General features: G+C 55.4%; 19 protein-coding genes and 1 tRNA gene. 11 read left to right on the top strand and 9 right to left on the bottom strand.

What is annotated here, in order from left to right:
• Positions 1–4 precede the first annotated feature (4 nt).
• The 3 genes from Q4501_RS07460 to Q4501_RS07450 are packed head-to-tail and all read left to right on the top strand — an operon-like array spanning position 5 to position 4706.
• Positions 5–1423: a DNA polymerase Y family protein gene (locus Q4501_RS07460; RefSeq protein WP_303595539.1), complete on the top strand. Its 1419-nt coding sequence runs from the start codon at positions 5–7 to the stop codon at positions 1421–1423.
• Positions 1423–4545: an error-prone DNA polymerase gene (locus tag Q4501_RS07455; protein WP_303595537.1), complete on the top strand. Its 3123-nt coding sequence runs from the start codon at positions 1423–1425 to the stop codon at positions 4543–4545. Before Q4501_RS07460 ends, Q4501_RS07455 begins: the two co-directional genes overlap by 1 nt.
• A 23-nt stretch (positions 4546–4568) precedes the next feature.
• Positions 4569–4706, top strand: a complete 138-nt coding sequence (locus Q4501_RS07450; RefSeq protein ID WP_303595535.1) for a hypothetical protein — start codon at positions 4569–4571, stop codon at positions 4704–4706.
• A gap of 138 nt (positions 4707–4844) precedes the next feature.
• Here Q4501_RS07450 and Q4501_RS07445 read toward each other — a convergent pair whose 3' ends face one another.
• The 4 genes from Q4501_RS07445 to dbpA form a co-directional block, all read right to left on the bottom strand.
• Complete coding sequence (locus Q4501_RS07445; protein WP_303595533.1) at positions 4845–6179, bottom strand: sodium ion-translocating decarboxylase subunit beta; 1335 nt, start codon at positions 6177–6179, stop codon at positions 4845–4847.
• A gap of 14 nt (positions 6180–6193) precedes the next feature.
• A complete protein-coding gene (gene oadA / locus Q4501_RS07440; protein ID WP_303595531.1) occupies positions 6194–7981 on the bottom strand; it encodes a sodium-extruding oxaloacetate decarboxylase subunit alpha in 1788 nt (595 codons plus the stop codon).
• Between the two features lie 46 nt (positions 7982–8027).
• A complete protein-coding gene (locus tag Q4501_RS07435; protein WP_303595530.1) occupies positions 8028–8279 on the bottom strand; it encodes an OadG family protein in 252 nt (83 codons plus the stop codon).
• Positions 8280–8500: 221 nt separating this feature from the next.
• Positions 8501–9874 carry an ATP-dependent RNA helicase DbpA gene (gene dbpA / locus Q4501_RS07430; RefSeq protein ID WP_303595528.1) on the bottom strand — a complete coding sequence of 458 codons (1374 nt, stop codon included), beginning with the start codon at positions 9872–9874 and terminating at the stop codon, positions 8501–8503.
• Between the two features lie 107 nt (positions 9875–9981).
• Here dbpA and Q4501_RS07425 point away from each other — a divergent pair, with 107 nt between their 5' ends.
• Both Q4501_RS07425 and Q4501_RS07420 read left to right on the top strand, forming a co-directional pair.
• Positions 9982–10518: a DUF2058 domain-containing protein gene (locus Q4501_RS07425; RefSeq protein ID WP_303595526.1), complete on the top strand. Its 537-nt coding sequence runs from the start codon at positions 9982–9984 to the stop codon at positions 10516–10518.
• Positions 10519–10780: 262 nt separating this feature from the next.
• On the top strand, positions 10781–12637 hold the full coding sequence (locus tag Q4501_RS07420; protein ID WP_303595524.1) for a methyl-accepting chemotaxis protein: 1857 nt from the start codon (positions 10781–10783) through the stop codon (positions 12635–12637).
• Positions 12638–12644: 7 nt separating this feature from the next.
• On the opposite strand, the gene Q4501_RS07415 is transcribed toward Q4501_RS07420, so the two are convergent.
• Entirely contained in the window at positions 12645–13385 is a 741-nt protein-coding gene (locus Q4501_RS07415) for a 5-oxoprolinase subunit PxpA (protein ID WP_303595523.1), read from the bottom strand.
• Positions 13386–13653: 268 nt separating this feature from the next.
• Between Q4501_RS07415 and Q4501_RS07410 the strand changes: the two genes are divergently transcribed.
• The 6 genes from Q4501_RS07410 to Q4501_RS07385 all read left to right on the top strand — a co-directional run bounded on the left by Q4501_RS07410 (position 13654) and on the right by Q4501_RS07385 (position 19171).
• Entirely contained in the window at positions 13654–14481 is an 828-nt protein-coding gene (locus Q4501_RS07410) for a TlpA disulfide reductase family protein (RefSeq protein WP_303595521.1), read from the top strand.
• Complete coding sequence (gene dsbG, locus Q4501_RS07405) at positions 14481–15269, top strand: thiol:disulfide interchange protein DsbG (RefSeq protein ID WP_303595518.1); 789 nt, start codon at positions 14481–14483, stop codon at positions 15267–15269. The genes Q4501_RS07410 and dsbG overlap by 1 nt, the downstream gene beginning before the upstream one ends.
• A gap of 320 nt (positions 15270–15589) precedes the next feature.
• Positions 15590–16612, top strand: a complete 1023-nt coding sequence (locus Q4501_RS07400; RefSeq protein WP_303595517.1) for a TRAP transporter substrate-binding protein — start codon at positions 15590–15592, stop codon at positions 16610–16612.
• A 94-nt stretch (positions 16613–16706) separates the two neighbouring features.
• Complete coding sequence (locus Q4501_RS07395) at positions 16707–17246, top strand: TRAP transporter small permease (RefSeq protein WP_303595516.1); 540 nt, start codon at positions 16707–16709, stop codon at positions 17244–17246.
• Positions 17247–17250: 4 nt separating this feature from the next.
• Positions 17251–18555 (top strand): TRAP transporter large permease, encoded by a 1305-nt coding sequence (locus tag Q4501_RS07390; RefSeq protein ID WP_303595514.1) that lies wholly within the window; start codon positions 17251–17253, stop codon positions 18553–18555.
• A gap of 58 nt (positions 18556–18613) precedes the next feature.
• Positions 18614–19171, top strand: coding sequence for a winged helix DNA-binding protein (locus Q4501_RS07385; RefSeq protein ID WP_303595513.1), 558 nt, complete (start codon positions 18614–18616; stop codon positions 19169–19171).
• A 28-nt stretch (positions 19172–19199) separates the two neighbouring features.
• Here the strand turns inward: Q4501_RS07385 and Q4501_RS07380 are convergent, their stop codons facing one another.
• From Q4501_RS07380 to Q4501_RS07365, 4 genes are all read right to left on the bottom strand, one after another.
• Positions 19200–22301, bottom strand: a complete 3102-nt coding sequence (locus Q4501_RS07380) for a molybdopterin dinucleotide binding domain-containing protein (protein WP_303595511.1) — start codon at positions 22299–22301, stop codon at positions 19200–19202.
• Positions 22302–22323: 22 nt separating this feature from the next.
• Positions 22324–23433, bottom strand: a complete 1110-nt coding sequence (nrfD, locus tag Q4501_RS07375; RefSeq protein ID WP_303595509.1) for an NrfD/PsrC family molybdoenzyme membrane anchor subunit — start codon at positions 23431–23433, stop codon at positions 22324–22326.
• Positions 23414–24193 (bottom strand): sulfate reduction electron transfer complex DsrMKJOP subunit DsrO, encoded by a 780-nt coding sequence (gene dsrO / locus Q4501_RS07370; RefSeq protein ID WP_303595507.1) that lies wholly within the window; start codon positions 24191–24193, stop codon positions 23414–23416. The genes nrfD and dsrO overlap by 20 nt, the downstream gene beginning before the upstream one ends.
• Before the next feature lie 246 nt (positions 24194–24439).
• A tRNA-Arg gene (locus tag Q4501_RS07365) sits at positions 24440–24516 on the bottom strand.

Raw genomic sequence — 24516 nt, 5'->3', positions numbered from 1 at the left:
TCCTATGCTCTGGCTGTACTTGCACTTCCCTCACCTGCTTCTGGATCACATTCGCCGCTCCAGTGAAAAAGCCTCTGCGCTGGTGATTGTGGAAGATTCCGGACAAAAAGTGATACAGGCCTGCCCAGCTGCCCGGGACCTGGGTGTGGGCGCCGGCATGCGCCTGAAAACAGCAGTCAGCCTGGTACCAGAGCTGGGCATAATAAGGGCAGATCAACAGCAGGAAGCCCGAATTCTCGAAGACCAGGCCCGCTGGCTATACCGTTATGCGGCTCATATTGTTCTGGTTCCACCAAACGGTTTGTTAGCTGAAATCGGCAGCCTGCAACGGTTGTACGGCGGCCTCCCGGCAGTATGGCAAACCCTGGAAGAGGTATTGCAGGAGCGCCGGCTTACGGCCTGGCCAGGTATTGGCCATACACCACTGGCAGCCCGCCTGATTGCACGGAGCGGCAAGGGAACATGCACGAGCGACAAAGGCCACACTCTGCAAGTCCTTGGCCAGATGCCTCTGCTGGCTGCAGAGTTTGACGAACGCACCTGCACCCGCTTGCAGCGGCTTGGGCTGAATACTCTGGCCGAGGTGTTCCGCTTACCACCGGCTGACATGGCGCGCCGGCTGTCCCCGGAAACCCTCGCATATATCCAGAAAATTCAGGGCTCCAGGCCTGACCCCCAGGCACCCTGGCAACCGCCCCATTACTTCCGGCAACAGGCAGATTTTGTACAGGACATTGAACAATCGCAGGGCTTACTGTTTCCGTTGCAACGTATTCTGTCCGAGCTGGAAAGAGACCTGTGCTGGCGCCAACAGGATACCGACTGCTTGCTTCTGGTTCTCGGGCACCGCCATGCAGAGCCAACGCGCCTGCGCATCCGCACCTCCGGCCCGGAACACCGGGCAGAAGCATTTCTCAGCCTGATCAGACTGCGATTTGAGCAACAACCCCTGCAAGCCCCGGTTATATTGCTACGCCTGACGGTTAAACGGTTTCTTGGGCGGGAAGCCCCGAGCGGGCAGGATCTTCTGGGCGAAAGCCAGGACCTGAACGAAGCCTGGCACACCTTGTTGAGCCGTCTGCAGGCACGGCTTGGTGAGAATGCTCTGAAGCAGCTTGCGCCCCAGGCAGATCACCGGCCCGAACGAGCATGGAGCGCGTCAGAGGTTCGGCGCACACAGCATGTTTTGACAACAGCCGCCAGCCACCTGCCTCAACGTCCCTTATGGCTTCTTCAGGGGCCGCAACCACTTACGGAAATTCCGCAGGTATGGTTTACCGGCCCGGAGCGAATCAGCGGTGGCTGGTGGGACGGTCAGAGGGTCCATCGGGATTATTACATTGCCCAACTGAATAACGGACAGCTTGCCTGGGTGTTCCGGGACGTGCGGGAAGGCTGGTTCGTACATGGATGGTTTGGCTGATGAGTGAGCCGTCTTACGCCGAGCTGTTCTGCTTCAGCAACTTCACCTTCCTGACCGGGGCATCTCACCCCCATGAGCTTGCGGAACGAGCCGCAGAGCTGGGATATACCGCACTGGCAATCACCGATGCCTGCTCGGTGGCCGGCATACCCCGTGCCTGGGCTGCGCTGAAAGAAAGCCCCGTAAAACTGATTACCGGCAGCCTGTTCGAGCTGGAGGACGCCCCGCCAGATGCCTGCGCCCCCAGGTTTATTCTTCTGGCTCGTGCCCGCAAAGGCTATGGCCAGCTTTGTCAGCTTATAACCACAGCTCGCCGCCGGGCAGAGAAAGGACAGTACCTGCTCTTCAGCCGGGATATGGAAACACATGCTCTGGATGACTGTCTGTGCCTGTGGTTGCCACCCGCGCCGGCTAACGCCAGCCCGGACCAGGCCCTGGCTTGCGGCGAATGGCTACTCCGACTGTTTGAGCATCGTCTCTGGATTGCCGCCGCCCGCACCCTTGAAGCCGGCGAAGACCAACAACTGGCCCGCGCCCGCTGGCTTTCCGAGCACTTGCGCTGCCCAGTTACCGCCACCGGCGAAGTTCACATGCACAGCCGGGAGCGCCAACCCTTGCAGGACGTACTCGCCGCCCTGCGCAATCACGCCAACCTGGAAAATGCCGGCCACTGTCTGTTTCAGAATGGTGAACGCTACCTGCGCCCACTACCGGTCCTGCAACGATTATTCCCCGAAAGCTGGCTGGAAGAATCTTTGCGTATAGCCCGGCAGTGCACCTTCGAACCCGGTAGCCTGCGCTACGAATACCCTCCGGACCTTGTACCGGAAGGAGAATCTCCCGCTGCTTATCTGAAACGTTTAACTCAAGAAGGCGAAAGGCAGCGCTACCCGGAAGGTACTCCACTATCTGTTCAGGCCCTGATACGCAAAGAGCTGGGGCTGATTTCAGAAATGAAGTACGAACACTACTTTCTCACTATCCATGACATTGTTGCCTTTGCCCGCACCCGAAACATTCTGTGCCAGGGCCGTGGCTCTGCCGCTAACTCCGCCGTGTGCTATTGCCTGGGCATTACCGAAGTAAATCCAGCCCAGGTAGACCTGCTGTTTGAACGTTTTATCTCCAAAGACAGAAACGAGCCGCCGGATATCGACGTGGATTTTGAACACGAACGCCGGGAAGAAGTTATTCAGTACATCTACCAGCGCTACAGCCGGGAGCGGGCCGCGCTGGCAGCAACAGTGATCCGTTACCGTCCTCGCAGCGCCATTCGCGATGTAGGTAAAGCTCTCGGATTCGACCCGGCACTGGTGGAACAGTTACTGGAAGGTATCGACTGGCGTGATAAAGCCACCAACTGGCGCCAGCAGATTCTCGATAAACGCCTGACCCGAAACCCCAAAGTCGCCGATCAGTTCTTTACTTTGGTAAACACCCTGCTCGGTTTTCCCCGCCACTTGTCCCAACATGTAGGCGGCTTTGTGATCAGTTCCGGACCACTGGCCGAACTGGTGCCTGTCGAAAACGCTGCCATGTCTGACCGCACCGTTATCCAATGGGACAAAGACGACCTGGAAAGCCTGGGCCTGATGAAAGTGGACATACTCGCACTGGGCATGCTCACAGCCCTCCGCAAAGCTCTGGAACTGATAAGCCAGCAAAAAGGCCGGCCCTTCCATATGCAGGACATACCCCAGGAAGACAGGGCCACCTACAAGATGCTGCAAAAAGGCGACAGCATCGGCGTATTCCAGGTGGAATCCCGCGCCCAGATCAACATGCTGCCCAGGCTGAAACCTGAAACTTACTACGACCTGGTGATCGAAGTGGCTATTGTTCGCCCCGGCCCGATCCAGGGTGACATGGTGCACCCGTACCTGCGAAGAAAACATGGCCTTGAACCCGTGGAATATCCCAACGATGCCATCCGTAGCGTGCTTGAACGCACTTTGGGTGTACCCATCTTTCAGGAACAAGTCATCAAACTGGCCATGGTTGCCGCCGGTTTCACTGCTGGCGAAGCCGACCAACTCCGCCGCGCCATGGCCGCCTGGAAATCCCACGGCGACATGACTCCGTTCCGGGAAAAACTCATCAACGGCATGCTCGAACGTGGTCACGATGCTGACTTTGCTGAACGCCTCTATCTGCAGATCTGCGGCTTCGGCGGATACGGCTTTCCGGAATCCCACGCCGCCAGCTTTGCCCTGCTCGTTTACGTCTCGGCCTGGATCAAAAGACACTACCCCGCCGCCTTCTACTGCGCCCTGCTCAACAGCCAGCCCATGGGGTTCTATTCCCCCTCACAATTGGTCCAGGACGCCAAACGCCATAACGTTGTTGCATTACCGCCAGACATCAACATCAGCCAGTGGGATCACACTCTGGAAGGCCGTGACCACCAACTGCGCCTGGGCCTGAAAATCATCCGGGGGTTCCCGACAAGCGCCGCTGAACGCCTGTACCAGCATCGCCCCCAAACCGGCTACCAATCCGCCACCGAGTTACGCCGCCTGGCAAACCTGAACCAGCGCGAAATGGAACTCCTGGCCGGTGCCAACGCCATGCCTGCATTCGCCGCCAACCGCCATCAGGCTTACTGGCAGCTATTGGGCCACGAAAAACCCGCAGAGCTTTTTTCAACAGCTGAAGACAACGAAAGCTACGAACCGGAAACTTGCGCCCAACTACCGGAACCCAGCGAAGGCCAGAACGTACTCGCCGACTACTCCAGCCAGGGTCTCACCCTCCAGCGCCACCCACTGGCCCTGCTCCGGGAACAAGGCCACTTACAGTTCTGTCTCAGCGCCGAACAACTAAAAACCACCAAGGCCGGCATACCCGTACAGGTAGCCGGCCTCGTAACCGGCCGACAGCGCCCCGGTTCTGCCTCCGGAGTTACCTTCGTAACCCTGGAAGACGAAACCGGCAACGTAAACGTCGTCGTCTGGCTGGAAACCGCACGCCGGCAGCGCAAACCGTTGCTCACCGCACGGTTGTTACACGTGAAAGGCATACTGGAAAGAGAGGGGGAAATTGTCCATGTGATGGCGGGAAAACTCTCGGATCTGAGTCATCTAATACAGACCCTTCCTGTTAATTCCCGAGATTTTCATTAAAACAATCTTTAAGAAAGCCAACAATGAAGATCAAAGAGCGGGCGCGGGGCCGATTTTCAGGAATGTCGGAGGCCATGGATGGCCGGAGCCAAGCGCACAGGGGTGAGACAAGCATCTATGAAGCAAAGCTTCATGCGCAGCCGAACGACAGCAATCTGTGATTGCTGGCCGGACCCCGCAAGGGGTGCTCGTAGCGGTTCCTGAAAGAAGGTGACCCTCCGGCTCAAACACCAAAACCAGCAGACCTAAAAACAGAAAACCCCGCACAAGGCGGGGTTTTCACACTACAAGAGCGACAATCAGCTAAGCAGCTTGATCATCACACCCGCAGCAACAGCCGAGCCGATAACACCAGCAACGTTCGGCCCCATAGCGTGCATCAACAGGAAGTTATGCGGATTCGCCTCAAGACCAACCTTGTTGGAAACCCGCGCTGCCATCGGCACCGCAGATACGCCGGCAGAACCAATCAACGGGTTGATCGGATCCTTGCTGAACTTGTTCATCAGCTTGGCCATAAGAACACCACAGGCCGTACCAACACCAAAGGCCACAATACCCAGGCCAAGAATACCCAGGGTCTGAGCATCCAGGAACTTGTCCGCCATCAGCTTGGAACCAACGGACAGACCCAGGAAGATCGTAGTAATGTTGATCAGCGCATTCTGGGCAGTGTCATTCAGACGCTCCACCACGCCACATTCGCGCATCAGGTTACCAAAGCAGAACATACCCAGCAGCGGTGCCGCATCCGGCAGGAAGAGAACAACCGCAATCAGGACAACCAGCGGGAAAACAATCTTTTCACGCTTACTGACCGGGCGAAGCTGAGACATCTTGATGGCCCGCTCTTTCTCACTGGTCAGCGCCTTCATGATAGGCGGCTGAATCATCGGTACCATCGCCATGTAAGCGTATGCAGATACCGCGATGGCACCCAGCAGATGCGGAGCCAGCACACTGGACACGTAGATGGAGGTTGGTCCATCAGCACCACCAATGATACCGATCGCAGCCGCTTCCAGAATGGTAAAGTCCAGAACACCGAGCCAGTCCAGCAATGCTGCACCCAAAACAGTACCGAAGATACCGAACTGGGCTGCGGCACCCAGCAGCATAGTTTTCGGGTTGGCCAGCAGCGGACCGAAATCGGTCATCGCGCCAACACCCATGAAAATTACCAGGGGTCCGATGGTGCTGCCGATAACCACAGAATAGAAGTTATACAACATACCGTTGCCATAACCCGCATCCTGAGCGATGGCGTTGGCCATCGCCATTTCGGAATAGCTCGCCTCTTTCACCGCGACCTTGAAGGCCTCTTTCAGTTCAGGCGTAATTGCCTGCCCGGCCTGATAGGCCACATCCAGAGGCGCTGCCAGAGCAGCCAGGATCTCGCCCTTTCCGCCATTCAGTGCAAAATGAATAGCGTTTTCCGCCGCAGTCAGGGCCAGCCCCGCCTCCGGAATATTCGCCAGAATGCCGCCGAACCCGATGGGTACCAGCAGCAGTGGTTCAAACCCCTTACGAATCGCAAGGAACAGAAGAAGCAGACCCACGGCGATCATGATCACCTGGCCAAGCTCTATATTGAACAGGCCACTACCTGTCCATAATGTCATTAATTTATCCATGGAATGCTGGCCCTTTATGCGATTGTCAGCATTTCATCATCAGGAGAGACGGCATCACCGACCTTGATGAAGACTTCGCCGACGGTGCCGGCCTTGGGTGCACGAATCTCGGTTTCCATTTTCATGGCTTCGAGGATAATCAGCACATCGCCTTCTTCAACGGCATCACCTGGTGAAACCAGTACCTTGAAGATGTTGCCGCCCAGAGGTGCGATCACAGGCTCGCCTTCACCGGCCGCCGGAGCTGGCGCAGCAGAAGCCGCTGGTGCGGATGCAGCACCGCCCTCGCTCTGAATCTGGGAAATTTCACCACCTTCAGAAACCGCAACCACGTACTGCTTGCCGTTAACATCGACGGTGTAAGTCTCGGGGCCACTGGCCTTCTTGGCTGGAAGCGCATCTTCAGCGGTGGGCACCGGCTCAAATGCGTCCGGATTGCCACGGTTTTCAAGGAACTTCAGACCAATCTGCGGGAAGAGCGCATAAGTCAGAACATCATCAACAGTGTTATCCGCCAGCTTGATGCCTTTCTCATCCGCCAGTTTCTTCAGCTCGTCGGTCAGCTTGTCCATTTCCGGCTCGATATTGTCGGCCGGACGGCAGGTGATGGCTTCTTTTCCATCCAGAACCCGCTCCTGCAACTCCTTGTTGAACGGCGCCGGCGCGGAACCGTATTCGCCCTTAAGGATGGCAGAGGTTTCCTTGGAGATGGACTTGTAGCGCTCACCGGTCAGAACGTTCAGTACCGCCTGAGTACCAACAATCTGGGAAGTCGGCGTTACCAGCGGGATGAACCCCAGGTCTTCACGAACTTTGGGAATCTCGGCCAGAACTTCGTCGAACCTGTCCGCAGCGTTCTGTTCTTTGAGCTGACCTTCCATGTTCGTCAGCATGCCACCAGGCACCTGAGCGATCAGAATACGGGAATCGGTACCGCGGAGGCTGCCCTCAAATTTTGCGTACTTCTTACGAACTTCGCGGAAGTAACTAGCGATCTCTTCCAGCAGGACAAGATCCAGGCCAGTGTCACGCTCGGTACCTTCCAGAATCGCAACAATCGCCTCTGTGGGCGAATGGCCGTAGGTCATACTCATTGACGAGATGGCCGAATCCACGTTGTCGATACCAGCTTCCGCTGCCTTGATGGCCGTAGCTGTCGACATGCCAGTGGTCGCATGGCACTGCATGTGAATTGGAATATCCAGCTCTTTCTTCAGGCGGCTGACCAGATCAAAGGCTACATAAGGCTTAAGAATACCGGCCATGTCTTTGATTGCAATGGAGTCGGCACCCATATCGGCGACTTCTTTCGCCAGCTCAACCCACATCTCAATGGTATGCACCGGGCTGGTGGTATAGGAGATGGTGCCCTGGGCGTGCTTACCGGTTTTCTTAACAGCCTTGATAGCCGTCGCCAGGTTGCGCGGGTCGTTCATCGCATCAAAAATACGGAATACATCAACACCGTTCTCGGCGGCACGGTCAACGAACCGCTCCACTACGTCGTCTGCGTAATGCCGGTAACCCAGGAGGTTCTGACCACGCAGCAGCATTTGCTGAGGCGTATTGGGCATGACTTTTTTCAGTTCACGGATGCGCTCCCAGGGGTCTTCGCCCAGGTAACGGATACAGGAGTCGAAAGTAGCGCCGCCCCAGGATTCCAAAGACCAGAAACCAACTTTGTCGAGCTTCTCGGCAATGGGCAGCATGTCGTCAAGCCGCATACGGGTGGCAAGCAGGGACTGGTGGGCGTCACGAAGTATAACGTCCGTAATCCCCAGCGGTTTCTTTGTATCAGTCATCGTGTCAGCCTTCTGTATTAAAGGTTGTATCTAATCGGTTGCCGGGTCACTTCTTGTGGCGCGACCGGAATTGTGCAATCGCCTTTTTAATCGCCTCTGCCGTATCAGGATCAACTGATGCTGGCGCCTTTGGCTTGGCGCGAGGTGACTTGGCTGGAGTTGCAGGCTCAGGCGGTGCAAACCGGGTGAGCAGTTTGGACATAAGCAGGGTCGCGAACACCAGAACAATCAGGAACACGAACACGAATCCCATACCCGCAACCATCAGGTCGATGGCTTGTGACATCAGGTCATCCATATTGAATAGCTACCTGTTATTAATTCATGGTCTTTTTCCCGGAAAAACAGACACGCATAAGACCTAAGTCCTATAGCGCACCGGAGCAAACCGGGGGGCAAAATCCTGCGTAATTTACCGGTTTCGCACGCTGTGAGCAACCAAAATGCAAATGACTATACGGACTTTCCGAGCGGTTCTTATCCACTATGCCTCCATGGACACGCCTACAACACCCACTCTCAGACCTGCCTGACTCTTAGCTTGCGACCTTTTACTTTTCCCTCTTCAAGGCGCTTCAGGGCGAGCCTCGCCTGCCCAGACTCGACAGCAACGAAGCACTGGAAATCGAACAGATCAATCTTGCCAACGGATTTTCCGTTCAGCCCGGCTTCGCCGGTCAAGGCACCCAGTACGTCGCCCGGACGCAGCTTTTCCTTTCGCCCGGCTGCGATGCACAGTGTTTTCATTGCGGGTGCCACCGGCTTTGGCGGAACAGATAGCAAAATTTCTGTATCACCCCAGGTAACCGGTCTGCCGCGCTCGGCCTCAAGACGATTGATCTTGTGTCCTTGTGACGGACTGCACAAAGTAACCGCCAGTCCGGCCTCACCAGCCCGCCCTGTGCGACCGACCCTGTGGGTATGCACTTCCGGATCACGCGCGGGCTCTGCATTTATCACCAGCGGCAAGGCCTTGATATCCAGGCCACGGGCCGCTACGTCTGTTGCTACCAGAACCTGACAACTCTGGTTTGCAAACCGTACCAGTACGCTGTCGCGCTCACGCTGCTCCAGGTCACCATGCAATGCCAGAGCCGAGAAGCCCTGAGCACCCAGCTCGACAGCCAATTCATCGCACTGTTGTTTCATGGAACAGAACACCAGGCAGGAAGCCGGCTGGTATTCAGAAAGCAGGCTTACAATGGCACGGGTACGCTCCTGCCCTGGAATTTCGTAAAACAGCTCACGAATATCGGCATTCACACTTTGCGCTTCTGCGCGCACATCCACGGGCTCCCGCTGAAAACCTGCACTCAGCTTGCGAATGGATTCAGGCCAGGTCGCTGAGAACATCAACGTTTGGCGCTGCTTGGGCGCATAACCCAGAATTTCTTCCATGGCATCCTGAAACCCCATATCGAGCATCCGGTCTGCTTCATCCAGAACGAGCGTCTTGAGGCGTTTCAGGTCAAGGGTGCCTTTGCGCAGGTGATCAGCGATACGCCCCGGAGTGCCCACAACAATATGAGCACCATGAGCCAGGGAACCGATCTGTGGTCCAATAGACACACCGCCACACAGGGTAAGAATCTTTATATTTTCCTGCGCCCTAGCCAACTCCCGCAAGGCTTTGGCCACCTGATCCGCCAACTCACGGGTAGGACACATGACCAGGCCCTGCACCGCAAACAGCTTTGGCTTGAGATTCTCGATCAGCCCGATACCAAAAGCCGCCGTTTTACCGCTACCCGTTTGTGCCATGGCAATGACATCGCGCCCTGCCAGACAATGGGGCAATGCCCTGGCCTGAATCTCTGTGGGCCTGGAAAAGCCCAGCTGGGCAAGATTGGCCTGCATGGCGGCAGACAGATCAAGATCTTTAAAGGAAGACATACAAGAAAATCCCGGAATCAGCGGTTGCTGGTTAAGAAGGTAGACACGAGCGCGTATACTGTCCCGATAGAATACCAGAATTTGTGACCAATTAACGGAGTTACCCCATGGCGTCCCTGCAGGATCAGCTATTAAAAGCGGGCCTGGCCGATCAAAAAAAGGCCAAGGCTATTCGCAACGAGAAACACAAGCAGCGCAAACAACAACCCAAGGGCGCAGTCCAGGTCAATGAGACCGAAATCCGCGCTCGCCAGGCCCGCGAAGAAAAAGCAGAACGCGATCGCCAGCTGAACCTCAAGCGCCAGCAGGAATCCGAGAAAAAGGCGATCCAGGCCCAGATTCGCCAACTGGTGGACACCAACAAACTGGATCGCAGCCGGGGTGAAACGTCGTACCAGTTCGTCCACGACAAGAAAATAAAGAAGTTGTATGTAGATGACACCATGGCGGACCAACTCTCCCGAGGCCGGCTTGCCATTGTATTCGTCAATGGAGCGTACGAGATCGTCGCCGACGGAGTTGCTCGCAAGGTTATAGAGCGCGATGAACAGGCAGTGGTTGTACTCCATGACCGCAAAAAAGACGATGTGGGCGAAGATGACCCCTATGCAGGCTATGAAATCCCCGACGACCTGATGTGGTGATCATTGGGTCGACTTTCCCCTTTGTTATCTCAGGACAATGCAGATGCGCTATAAAAGTGGGACTGGATATCAGCCCCACTTTTGTTGCCACCGCAACCATATGTTACCTAAAACAAATTGAATCTTAGCCCTGGTACGTACCTAATAGAGACACAATAAAAGGTTCAACCAACGCTTTTGCGTATCAAAACCGCCAATTCATGATTCTCTGAATGACCCGAATGGCATAACTGGTAACGCTCGCAAGCCCCAGGGACACTGTATGGCACTTCAAAACTTCTCCGGCAACATGACCATCCGAAGCAAGCTGGCTGGCGGCTTTGCGCTGTTATTGCTCCTCACCGTCATTGTTGGCGTCGTTGGCAGTCGGGCACTGGACGCCGTCAGTGATCGCTCAGCCATTGTAACCATGCTGGGACAGGTGAACACGGGGCTCACTGAAGCGAGAGTCGAAGAGAAAAATTTTTTACTTTCGGGTAATGCCGAGGACGTGCTCGCATCCAGGGCCCTCGGCGATGAAGTTCTCGAAATCACGAGCAAGGTCAAGCCGTTGCTGGCAGTTGACGCAGACATCAGCACCCTGGAAAACATTCAGTCTGATATCGCGCAATACCAGGCATTGATGAGTAATGTGGAGTCCAATATAAGCCAACGGGAAGAGGCTCTTGACAGGCTTGAAACAAAAGCCCGGGTATTGGGATCTTCGCTTAAAGCCCACAGCTCGCTGTTTTTTGCCTCGGCGATGTTTGAGGATATGCGCCGTTCGGAGCGCAAGTTCCTCGTAGAGCGCGATCCCACAAGTGTCGAAGCGTACCAGGAAGATGCTACAAGGATTCAGGGACCACTGAATTCGGCCGCCATAACCCCGGAAGAAAAAGCAAAGGTCATCAATGCACTGGAATCCTACACCGATGAATTCCAGAATGTTGTGACACTGACTGAATCCAGCGAGCAGCTATCTCAGGATATGGTAACGACAGCCAGTCGCGTGATCGAATCGGCGAACAGCCTGCGCGAAGCGCAGGCAGACAAGATGGAATCTGAGCACAATCAAGCGACGACACTGATTTTTGCCGCAACAGCCATCGCCGTGCTGCTTGGCATTCTGATGGCCTATCTAATTACCAGGGCAATCACCGCCCCCATCAATCACGCCGTTGCAATCGCTTCAGAGGTTGCCTCCGGCAATCTGTCGGTTGATATCGACAACAGCCGGACTGACGAAGTAGGTCGCCTGATGGCTGCCCTGGCAACCATGGTCAGCGGCTTACGCGAGCTTGTCAGGAGCATTGAGTCCGGAGCGACCAATATCGCGGCGGCTTCAGAAGAGCTGTCGACGGTTACCAGCCAGACCAGCGACGGGATCAATCGCCAGAAGCAGGAAACCGATCAGGTTGCCACGGCGATGAACGAAATGACCGCAACCGTTGCAGAAATCGCCCGCAACGCAGAGCAGGCGTTTACCGTCGCATCTGATGCTGCCAATCAGGCGACTGAGGGCGAGCGTGAGGTCAGGGAAACCGTGAGCCAGGTCAATGGGCTCGCCAATGAGGTAAGCCAGAGTATGGAAATCATCCAGAGCCTGAAAAATGAAACCACTAATATCGGGACGGCTCTGGATGTCATCAAATCTGTCGCCGAGCAGACGAATCTTCTCGCGCTGAACGCTGCCATTGAAGCTGCCCGGGCGGGTGAGCAGGGGCGTGGGTTTGCCGTGGTTGCTGATGAGGTGCGTTCTCTGGCCCAACGAACGCAGAGTTCCGCCCAGGAAATCGAGACCCTTGTGACATCCCTGCAAACCAGCTCGAATGACTCAGTATCCGCGATGGAGTCCAGCGCAACTATGGCCGCTGACACCCTGAAAAGAGCCACCGCGACAGGCGCATCCATTGAACGTATCACCCGTTCCGTCGACGAAATAAAGCAATACAACAGTCAGATTGCGACAGCGTCAGAACAACAAACGTCCGTAGCAGAAGAGATCAACCAGAATGTCACCAGCATTCGTGACCTTACCGACCAGTCTGCGGCATCCTCCAACCAGACCGCCAGCTCCAGTTCAGAGCTGGCAAAACTGGGTAGTGAGTTACAGAACCTGGTGTCACGCTTCAGGCTCTGACCAAGGCTCAGCCCGCCTGACCTTCAAGGGCCTTACGAATTGCACGCACAGCGGCGACAGACTCAGGGTTGTCGCCGTGAACGCAGAGGGTATCTGCTTCAAGGTGCAATGGTTTGCCGTCTATCGTCTGGAGCGGTTCGCCTCTGGCGATTGCAACAGCCTGACGCAGAATGGTGTCGGGATCGTGATGCACGGCATTCGGGGTACTGCGTGAGACAATATAGCCCTTTTCATCATAAGCACGGTCAGCAAACGCCTCCAGCAACAGCCCTACCCCGTATTCTGCGCAAAGCGTTTTCAGAGGCTGATTATCTGCCGTGGTCATCGCCATCAGTGCCAGTTCCCCCGGAGACTGGCTTAGCGCACCGAGAATAGCCCGGAGAACAGACTCGTTCCGCATCATGTCGTTGTAGAGCGCACCATGGGGCTTCACATAACTCAGGCTTCCGCCCTGTGCAGCAGCGATATGACTCAGCGCACCCACCTGGTAAAGCACCATGGCGTGAATCTCATCGGGGCTGCAAGCAATCGAGCGTCGCCCAAAGCCCTGCAGATCGGGGTAGGCAGGGTGTGCGCCCAGGGATACCTCATGCTCCAGCGCCAACCTTACCGTGTTGCTCATGACCATCGGGTCGCCGGCATGAAAGGCGCAGGCTATGTTCGCCTGGTCAATATACGGCATCACCTGATCGTCCAGCCCCATCGTCCAGGCGCCATAACTTTCACCAATATCACAGTTCAATAGCATGTCAGTACCCAGTCAGGGTGTATCAATTAAAGGTGGGCAGTATGCCACCGTATCACATGGTTATCGTTTCCACTTCCGTATCAATTATCACAATACAGCCATTCGCTGAATACTTCAGGACGTTATCCATCAGGTAAGGAACAGCGGCCGTGGCCCTGCCGGATATGCAGTTGCTGCACGCCGATCTGACAGCCAAAGACAAGGTAAACCAGGAACTCATGCGTAAACTGCCGGTCGTAGGCACGCCAATCATGAACAAGGAGAGATGATGTTATCGGTTAATATCGGCCCGCTGAGCTTACCTCTGGCCCAGCTTCTATTAATCACTGCTTTCGTAATTGCGCTGATTGTTGGCGCCATTACCGGGCGCAAGGAAGGCGTGCCCATAGCAGGCACTCTATCCGATATTTTTCTCGTTGCTTTGGTATCAGCGCGTATCGGCTTTGTTATTCAGTACTTCGAGTACTACCAGGAAAACCTCTGGGGCATTATCGATATCAGGGATGGCGGCTTCAGCGTCATTGCCGGTCTACTCGGTGCAGTCTTTCTTATCGGCTGGAAGCTCTGGCGCCACCCGAAAATCCGTCGATCACTCTCCATTGCCAGCGCTTCGGGTCTGTTGGTATGGGGCTCTTTGTCATTGTTGATATACCTTATGGAAAGCAGCTCCAGGGGCGTTCCTGATGCAACATTCACTTTGCTGGACGGCACGCCGGTGGCGCTGGCAGAAGTGGCAGGCGGCAAACCCATGGTCGTCAACCTTTGGGCTACCTGGTGCCCGCCATGCATTCGTGAAATGCCGGTACTGGAACAAGCTCAGCAGGAAAATCCCGGTATCACATTTGTCTTTGTAAACCAGGGCGAACAACCGGAAACAATCAGCCGCTTTATGAGCCAACACGGGCTCTCGCTAAAGAATGTTCTGACCGATACCAGTGCCAGCCTTGGCCGAACCACCGGCAGCCAGGCTCTGCCAACAACGTTGTTCTACGATGCCAACGGCCAGCAGGTAAACGCCCACCTTGGAGAACTGTCGCGGGCCTCACTGGCCCATAACCTCAGAAGCTTTGATACCGACGGAACCGGAGACTTGTAATGCAACTAATGAAGCCCGTACTCAAACACACACTTCTTGCCACAGCATTGGCCGCCAGCGGTCTGAGCCTGCAAGCTCAAGGGCAGGAGCAACACCCCGAAGCCGTTGAGCAACTGATTGATCGTGGCGTAACAGTCGCCGGCAGCTTCGAGGCGCCCGATAATATGACCGGCTACGTTGGCGACATGCAGGGCCGCCCTATTGCTTTCTATCTCACTTCAGATAACCAGCATGTGATCGTGGGAACCATGCTGAACGCCAAGGGTGAAAACCTTACCGAGGCCAAAATACAGGAGTTGGTTACAGGGCCACAAAATGAAAAGGCCTGGAGCCAGATTGAGAACGCAGACTGGGTGCGTGACGGCGACGCCGATGCCCCCGTGATCGTCTATACCTTTACCGACCCCAACTGCCCATTTTGCCACCGGTTCCGTCAGGCTGCAGAACCCTGGATAGACGCCGGAAAAGTACAGTTGCGCCATGTAATGGTGGGTATTCTGAGGAAGGACAGCCTGCCAAAGGCCGCCACTATCCTGGGTTCAGATAACCCCCGTGCTGCTCTGCAAAAGAACCAAAAAAGTCATGGAGAGGGTGGCATTGAGGTGGACCGCAACATTGTCAGCAAATACGCTAAAACAGTTCAGAAAAACAATCAGCTGATGTCCAGCCTGGGGCTAAGTGCCACTCCAAGCACCTACTACAAGGACAACAATGGGGCCGTCCAGATGAAACAGGGCGCTCCGAGACCCGGTGAAATGGAGGCAATCATGGGCAGCCCACAGCCTTGAGCACAACGCCCATTTGAAACGCCCAGACAGAACCGGCATCTGCTGGTTCTGTCTGCCCCTACCACGACACTTACGTTTTCCCACTCCAGTTCCAATATCGATCAACAAACACACTTTATTGAGATTTTGTCGATATAAAACCGCTAAAACATCATCACTTTGTAACAATAAATTTGACGGCGTGAAGGCTCGCGACTAGCTTTTACCAGACAAAGCACAAAACTGGTTTCAGCACTTTCCTGCAGATCCGTGCTTTAGAACGTAAACCCGCATGCACAACTGTCGCTCTCAAATATTTTCAGCGCCAAGAGGCAACCATCATGACAATAAATACCACACCCTTTCGCCAGCGCCTTATTTCTGTACCTTACTTGAAACGGTTTGGAGCCGTAATTTCGGCAGCCGCCCTCTCGTTAGCAGCAGCTAACGCCCAGGCGACCGACTGGGATATGCCCACACCCTACGGCGACTCCAACTTCCATACCGTTAATATCAGCCAGTTCGCTGACGATGTCAGAGAAGCAACAGACGGTGAGCTCGATATCACGGTTCACAGCAGTGGCTCTCTGATCAAACACCCGGAAATCAAAAACTCCGTTCGCCGCGGTCTTGTTCCCATCGGTGAACTGATCATGTCGCGCCTTGCCAACGAAGACCCTCTGTTCGAAGTGGACTCAGTACCCTACCTCGCCAGTGATTATGACCAGGCATGGAAACTCTGGCAGGCATCAAAAGACGTACTCTCCAAGCGCCTCGAAGGCCAACGTCTGAAACTTCTATTTGCTGTGCCCTGGCCACCTCAGGGAATTTATACCCAGTTTGCCGTTGAAACAGGCAATGAACTTAAGGGTGTAAAAATGCGGGCCTATAACAAGTCGAGCGAACAGCTCGCCGAGCTGCTAGGCGCTCTGCCCACTCAAGTCGAAGTGCCAGACATACCAACTGCATTTGGAACAGGTCGTGTTGATGCCATGATCACATCCCCTTCTACGGGCGCTAATACCCGGGCCTGGGACTACCTGACGCATTTCAATCACGCTCAGTTGTGGCTACCGAAAAACATGGTGGTCGTAAACGTGAAGGCCTTTAACAACCTGCCTGAAGCGACCCAAAAGGCACTGGAAGATGCAGCAGCGGCAGCTGAAAAGCGGGGCTGGGACGCCAGCAAAGCCGAAACTGACGCCAAGATAAAAATCATGAAGGATAACGGCATTGAGGTGTCCGAACCTTCCCCTGAATTGGTCAAGCATTTGCAGGAAATCGGCGACACCATGACCGAAGAATGGCTCGGCCGTGCTGGCGAAAGTGGTCAGGCTCTGCTTGACGCGTATAACGAACAATAGTCACCCGGCGGCGCCAGAACGGCCGAATCTCGGTTGTACTGGCGCTTGAATTATCCCCGCCCTGCAATAGGGGTCATAACAAAAGGACAGACCCATGCGCAGAGCGCTTGATGCGTTTTACAAGCTGGGCGGTGCACTCTCAGCACTGAGCCTGACACTCATCATGGTATTGATCGTGGCTCAGGTTCTTGGCCGAGTGCTCGACAAATTGATGGGCTGGGCCGGCTTCGATGCTATGGGGCTTACTGTACCAGGCCTTGCAGAGATCGCAGCATTCCTGCTGCTTGGCGCAACATTTTTTGGCCTTGGCTATACGTTTTGGCAAGGCGGCCATATTCGCGTCACCCTGGTGCTGCAGCACCTCCCCAAACCCCTACACCGATTTATGGATATCCTGGTAACCCTGGTAGCGGCGTCTGTTACGGCCTTTGCCGCCTGGCACAGCGCGCGCCTGGCACTGGACAGTCATGATTTTGGCGACCTCTCGATTGGCATGGTGCCCGTACCTCTGTGGATTCCCCAAGCGGTCATGACGCTCGGCTTGATCTGGCTTTTGATTGCTTTGCTGGACGCCCTGTTTTTGCTTGCCAGTGGCAGAATCAGCCAGCTCGTTAACGACGCCCCCGAGGAGTGAGCTCATGGAAATGATCTGGATGAGTTTGCTACTGCTGTGTGTGCTTTTGGTGCTTCTTGCCAGCGGGCTTTGGGTCGCTTTTTCACTAACTGGCATCGGCTGTATAGCCCTGTTTTTTTTCAGCGGTATCCCCGTAGGCGACAGTCTTTCCACGGCCTTCTACAGTGCCAGTGTGTCCTGGGACCTCGCGGCGCTTCCAATGTTTATCTGGATGGGTGAGGTGTTGTTTCGTTCACGCCTGTCCGAAGAGATGTTCCGTGGCATTTCTCCCTGGGTTGGCAAAGTACCCGGGCGACTGCTGCATACCAATATAATCGGCTGCGGCATATTTGCGGCTATTTCCGGCTCTTCGGCAGCCACAGCCGCCACCATTGGCAAGATGTCGATACCGGAACTCAGTAACCGCGGCTACAACAAGAACCAGATTCTCGGCACCCTGGCCGGCTCAGCAACCCTGGGGTTGCTGATTCCACCGTCCATCATTCTGATTGTCTACGGAGTTGCAACAGAGCAATCCATCGCCCGGCTCTTTGTTGCGGGTATCCTGCCCGGCTTGATGCTCATGTCCCTGTTTGCGGGCTACGTGATGGTCTGGTCGCTAATGAACCCGTCGGGCGTGCCCGCTGGTGAGGCCGAATCCTTCTCATTCCGAGAAAAAGTACGCCGCAGCCGCCCCCTTATTCCTGTGATGCTGCTCATTATCGGGGTTATCGGTTCTATCTATGCCGGCCTGGCGTCCCCGACAGAATCAGCTGCCATCGGCGTGGCACTGGCACACCTTCTGTCCTGGAAAAGCGGCTCATTGAGCAGGAATACCTTCGTGAGCGGGTTAATGGGCACGGTAAAAACCTCATCAATGATCGCCTTTATTCTGATTGGTGCCCATTTTCTGACGAGTGCGATGGGCTTTACCGGCATCCCTCGGGAGCTTGCCGCCTGGATTGATACCCTGGGTCTGTCGCCTTACATGTTGCTGCTAGCGCTAACTCTGTTCTTTATTCTGCTGGGCTGTTTTCTCGACGGTATATCCGTTGTGGTGCTGACCACCTCAGTAATTCTTCCGATGGTTAAGGCGGCGGGCATTGACCCTCTTTGGTTCGGTATCTACCTCGTGATTGTTGTGGAAATGAGCCAGATTACGCCACCGGTCGGCTTTAACCTCTTCGTCATCCAGGGGCTTACCGGGGAAAACATTCTGAGAATCGCCTGGGCAGCACTACCTTACTTCCTGCTGATCCTGAGTGGTGTAATTCTCATCACTTTGTTCCCGGAAATCGTGACCTACCTTCCCGGGAAAATGGGTAACTAAAGAGCCCTGGCACAGATACACCAATGAAACATAATAGATAAAGAGCTCCTGCCTCCTCATGAAAAAAACCAACGATTCTTCGCAGAATCCCGACACAAATAGCGCCCAGCGTAAAGTGGGCCCGATCGTATCGTCCGCCCACCTTGCTTCAGACAGCGCAATGGAGTTGTCCGAGCTGGAATTCGGGCTGATCGTGGCGAGCAATGCATTTAACCGATGGATGGTGCGTTGTATGAACGCGGCCGGTCTACCCGAACTCAGCCCTCTGGACATACTGGTTCTTCACAGCGTGAACCACCGGGACCGCGCAAAAAAGACCGCCGACATATGCCTGGTTCTGAACGTGGAAGATAGCCATACCGTGACTTATGCACTCAAGAAGCTGCTGAAACAGGAGGTTGTCGTGCCAGAGAAGCACGGTAAAGAGATCTGGTATTCGGTCACCGAGAAAGGCAAAGCAGTTTGCCGTCGCTACCGGGAAATACGTGAAGAATGTCTGGTGGATTCCTTAAGGACATTAGGGTTCTCAGGAGCCGACACTGGTGAGGTGGCAGGCTTCCTGAGAGGTATATCGGGGCTCTACGACCAAGCGGCACGATCAGCCGCTTCGCTTTAGCTGTAGCACCCGGAAGTCAGGTGCAGCCTTACACCATATCGGCCACAACACGCACGCGCACAGGCAAACCCTGCCGGACCGAAGCACCGCTGACATTCTCCAGCCAGGTGGCAGTGCCATCTTTGCGGGTAGGGTCAGAAAAGCCCAGATCGTTGATGTTCACGCCAGCCGCCAGATAAGGGTTGCCGGCACGCTCTTCTCCATCAATGACATGGCTCGCAGCCCCCAGCTCCCTGTGGCCGTAACCATGCTCAATGCCAAGCGCGCCTTCGTGTACGTTCTCCCCTACCAGGGCCAATGCCAGCACTTTGCCCCCCGGGCTTTCAATGCTTATGGTGTCGCCATGGCGCACCCCGAATTTCTCCGCATCGTTGCGGTGCAAAAGCACCGGATTGTAGGGCTTGATCATACGAAGGCGCTCAAGCCCTATGGCGTATGAGTTCATCAGGTTCGACTTGAACGAAAATGCCAACAGCGGCCACTCTTCCTCAGGATAATGATCTCTTAACAAGGATCCGTCCCAGAACCGTGGTTCATGGTGGGTCGGTGTCCCGACAAGTCTTTTACCACTATAACTATCAATGCTGGTGCCTACCTGCTCGTTATAGACACACAATGGGCGTGCCCAGGCATGACCCAGCTTTTCGCCATCATATGCACTCTCCATGGTTTCAAATCGACCACCGCGGGAGTACAAATGGGCGACCGGCCCTGCTTCGTCTTCAGCAACCGTACTCTGGATTCGCTCTAGCAACGATTCGATTCCACTGGCGTTGATATCTTCTTGCGCCGGCGTCGGCAAGGGTTGACCTGACATGGCGATATTCGCAGCAGCACGCAAGTAGAAGTCTTCGGCCCGCTTGAGAGGGTGCACCTGACCATCAGCGCCCTCGATGGCATTGTCACCGAAGCCTGGCAGGTCAAGGCGCTGAGCCAATTCAATGAAGAAGCTATCCATACTGACTGGCTCACCGGTCGAGGTTTTTGCCTGGCGCGGTTCGACAACGGGCCAGCAGGCCGTGGTCATCTTGGTCAGCGTGCCGCTCCAGGCACCTGTAAAGCCCCAGACTTCATACATCACAGAGTCCGGCACAATGTAGTCAGCAAAACGGTTGGTTTCGTTAATGAATCCATCCACCGCCACGAACAGGCCAACGTTTTTCGGGTCCTTGAGCCTTTCTTCAAGCAAAGATGTCAGGCCAGCCTGGCCGTACATCGGGTTGGCCATGACGCCTATCATGGCCTTTATTCTATAGGGGTATCCCTCAAGGCCTGAGAGCAAGTGTTCAGTTAGAATCGGTGGCGCGAGCGAACGCCAGGGCGCGGTCGCCGGATACGGGGACTCTCCCGCTGCCACACGACGCTTGTATTCGCTGGTTTTCTCGTACGGAAAACGTGAGCGTGAAAGAAACACACCCTTGGGCCCGACCTTTCCGGGGAAGTCCGCAAGGTTGTAACGGGGCCCGGCACCAACACCGTTGAAGCTACCGCCGCCTTTGGCCACTCCGCCTTTCTGGTTAAAACTGCCGGCCAGCAAGTTAATCATGTTAATGCTATAGGAAGCATAGAAACCAGCACCGGACATCATACCCCCATGGGTATCCGCGGCCGCAGTGCGCCCGAAGCTGGTGAAGCGCCGGGCGAGATTGCGGATAACATCGGCCTCAATGCCACAGAACTCTGCGTATTCTTCAATGCTGTACTGCATCGCTTCCTGGCGCAGCTTGAACAATGAGCTGCGGACGGTTACCGGGCCGCTGCCGGTTTCCACGGTACGCTCAACAAACAGCTGGCCGCTGTCAGCGACCTCAGAGCTGTCCAACTCTCCAGCACTATTGACCACGACCGGGTAATCGTCTTCAGCCCCTGATTCCGCTTGTCCTATGTCGCTCAAACGCAGGAAATAGCCAGCTCTCGGGTGGCTGTTGTCTTCAATCACCAGATGCGTGGCGTTGGTGTGGCCAGGCTCACCTGCGTGCCGGGCAGCGTTGTTGCCAGGCAGAGCTAGATAATCCTTGGCGTAAGCTTCATTCGCCAGCATCCAGCGAATCAAAGCCATCGCCAGTGCAGTGTCTGTGCCGGGAAGAATGGAAATCCAGCGATTCCGGTCGCTGGCAGAATGGGAAGCGGCCGCCGTCAGGGCCGGGTCCACCAGAACATATTCCATTTCACCCGTGGTTCGTGCCTGGGCCAGCAAACGCCCCTGGCGTTTGAACGGGTTACCAGCCTGACTCGGCGCGGTCCCGATAAACAACGCAAACTTCACGTTGGCATAGTCCGGTTTCACGTGAGCATTCTTCGCGAGATCATTCATCAACGCACCGGAGCCCATACGGAACGCAAGCCCGCAGTAGGCACCATGATGCCCATAGTTACGGGTACCAAAGGCATTGAATGCGAAGCGCTTGAGCAGCGCAGATCGACCGTAGTCTGTGGCCTCCATCATCAGAAGCTGATTGGATTTTGGCCCATACTCCGGGTTGTCCGGGTCCAGCGGCGTTTTCACGTCGCGAATGGAGCGCAGGCCTTCAACCTCACCCTCACCGAACAGGTCACCACCGGCCACGATTTCATCAAGCAGCTGTTCAAACGGAATAGTTTCCCACTGATTGCTGCCCCGGGGGCCAGTTCGTTTCAGGCAGTTAAGCACGCGCTGGTCGCTGGTCAACTGGGACATAGCCGCATTGCCGCGGGCGCACGCTGTAGAGCGGTTGAGCTGCCCCTGATCCTGAAAGCTGCTCATACGCTGAAAGGCTTCCAGCACCGGCGTTCTTTCATCCAGATGCTCGTCGGACGACAACGGGTGATAAGGGTTACCGGAAACCCGCAGTACTTTGTCTTCATTATTATCAATACGTACCCGCACGCCGCATTTAGTAGTGCAGCCATAACAGACTGTGAAGGCAGTACGTTGTTCCGGATTGAGTGTTACCTCTCCGGTTTTAGGGTCGACCGACCACTCCGGCGCTAGGCTATTGCCATGCAGCCGGTCAGCGGTGGCCTTGCCCGAAGTTCCGTTAACCAGGCCTTTGCCCATTTTTTCCAGCGGGCCGTAGTAGCCCGCCGCGAAGGTCGCGGCACCGCCTGCGGCAGCTGCACCTTTCAGGAAATTACGACGTTTATTGTCCATAATCTCGCTCCGAAGACGTGAATCAGTGGGGACTTGTGTGGAGGGCCTTTTTCCAGGGCACCAGAATGTCAATAATCAGCAGCGCGGCTAGCCATAGCCCGAAAGTGCCGATGATACCCAGTAAGCCGCTAGACCCGGCTTCAATGGCGTAGTGGTAGTAGCCGGCGGTATTCTTCGCCACAGTCTGCACCTCCATCAACACCATCCAGCGGAAGGTCCAGCCAATGTGTACAGCCAGCAGGCCCGCAATCCAGGAGCGGCCAAGCCAGCCCGGGCGGCGTAACATTACGATTGCAGACAGCGTAAGAGCTATACCCACCAGCAAGCCGTAAATCGCAACAGCACGCCATTCCGGATTCCCCTGTAGAGACACCAGCGCCTGTTCTACCGAAGGACTGAAACCGGTAATGCCTTCCGAAATCCATAATGCCGCCACCAACGCAGACAGAACCATGCTGACGAAAACCACCTTCAGACTCTGTTCGTTAACGTCTTCGTCGTTACCGGTCATCAGGCGGTTGAGTAAAATAACCAGCCCCGCAGCAGCAACCAGCCCTGTCAGTACGAACATGACCGGTAACCAGGGGGTATCCCACAGTGGTCGCGCTTTTACGATGGCGACTTCAGCACCGGTATAAATCATGATACCCAGAGAAAACACCAGTGCCCCAAGGCCTGAAAGCACCAACATCCAGCGTGGCGCATGCCACTGACCCAGGCTTATCCAACCAGACAGCTTGGCAATCCAGCCCTCACCCTGCGCCTGTTCCTGCATGGCAGGCCGCCAGGCAAGCCAGGCATAAGCGACAACCAAGGAGAGATACACCGGCAATAAAAGGCTGCCGATCGACATCCAGGACCAGGGAGTGAGGTTGGCGTAGAAGTGCCAGAACCTTAGCGGTTGGTGCAAGTCTGCCAACAGTGCGACCGGGCCTACCAGCGTGCAACTGACCGTAACCAACAGCGCTACTTTTGCCAGAGGCTGGTAGCTCTTCTTGCCAAACAACAACCCAGGAACGGTCAGCAACAAGGCCGAATAGGATACGGCAATCATGAAAAAATACTGTACCGCCCACGGATACCAGGCGATACCGTAGCGGGGTGCGAGAACCTCAATGACCGCTGAATTCATAGCCTATCTCCTCACCGTGTTGAGTGCGCACATCCCAGATGGCAGGCTTGGCATCCGGAGGGGATACGAACCGCTCATCCATACCCAGATAGAACACATGAGGCGATGTGCCCATTTCCGGTTTAAGCACCATCAATTCGTTGTAGTGTTTTTTCATCATCCGGCTGATCTGACTGTCAGGGTCGCGCAGGTCGCCAATAACCCGAGCTCCACCCACACAGGATTCGACGCAGGCCGGCAGCAATCCGACATCAAGTCGGTGGGCACAAAACGTGCACTTATCCGCCGTCTGGGTGTGTTCATTAATAAACCGTGCATCGTAGGGGCAGGCCTGCACACAGTAGGCACAACCAACACACACCTCATTATCCACAACGACAATGCCGTCCTGTCGCTGGAACGTGGCCTGTACCGGGCACACCGGAACGCAGGGCGGGTTCTCGCAGTGGTTACATAACCGGGGCAACATGAAGGTTGCCGAGTCGCCAGTCTCTTCGTGCTCAACCTCGTATTGGGAAACGATCGTGCGGAAACTGCCCAGCGGGGCTTCGTTTTCAATATGGCAGGACACAGTGCAGGCCTGACAGCCAATGCAGGCCCTGAGGTCGATCAGCATGGCATATCGCTTCTCGGAATCGCCTTCTCTTCGCGGCGGCTGATCATTTATGCCTGCGGAAGCGACGCTGCTTAGCGGAACCAGAGCGGCTCCGGCCGTCAGTTTAGCAATCTGTCCTAGCAGAGCGCGGCGGATCTTATCCATGACGTCTCCATTCGATAGCGCTGGAGGTTAATTGGTGAGGCAACTATCGAAAGTCTATCAAGGCAAGATTGGGCAAGTTTGACGATGGTCAATTCGGACTGCAGAGGCTGTAGGGGTATCCCCTGACAAAAGAAGGAGATAGCGCTGGTTTCGGGCGAACCTCTTTCGGTTCAAATTCTCCCAGCTATAGAATGCAAAATGCCTCAGGCTGTGGGGCGCACAAGCTGAGGCATTTTGACTTGAATATGGCGCGGCTGGGAGGATTCGAACCTCCGACCGCTCGGTTCGTAGCCGAGTACTCTATCCAGCTGAGCTACAGCCGC

Source organism: Marinobacter sp. 2_MG-2023 (assembly GCF_030546935.1).
GTDB lineage: Bacteria > Pseudomonadota > Gammaproteobacteria > Pseudomonadales > Oleiphilaceae > Marinobacter.
The sequence above is the reverse complement of the archived record's forward strand: the minus strand, read 5'-3'. Positions and strand labels throughout refer to the sequence as shown.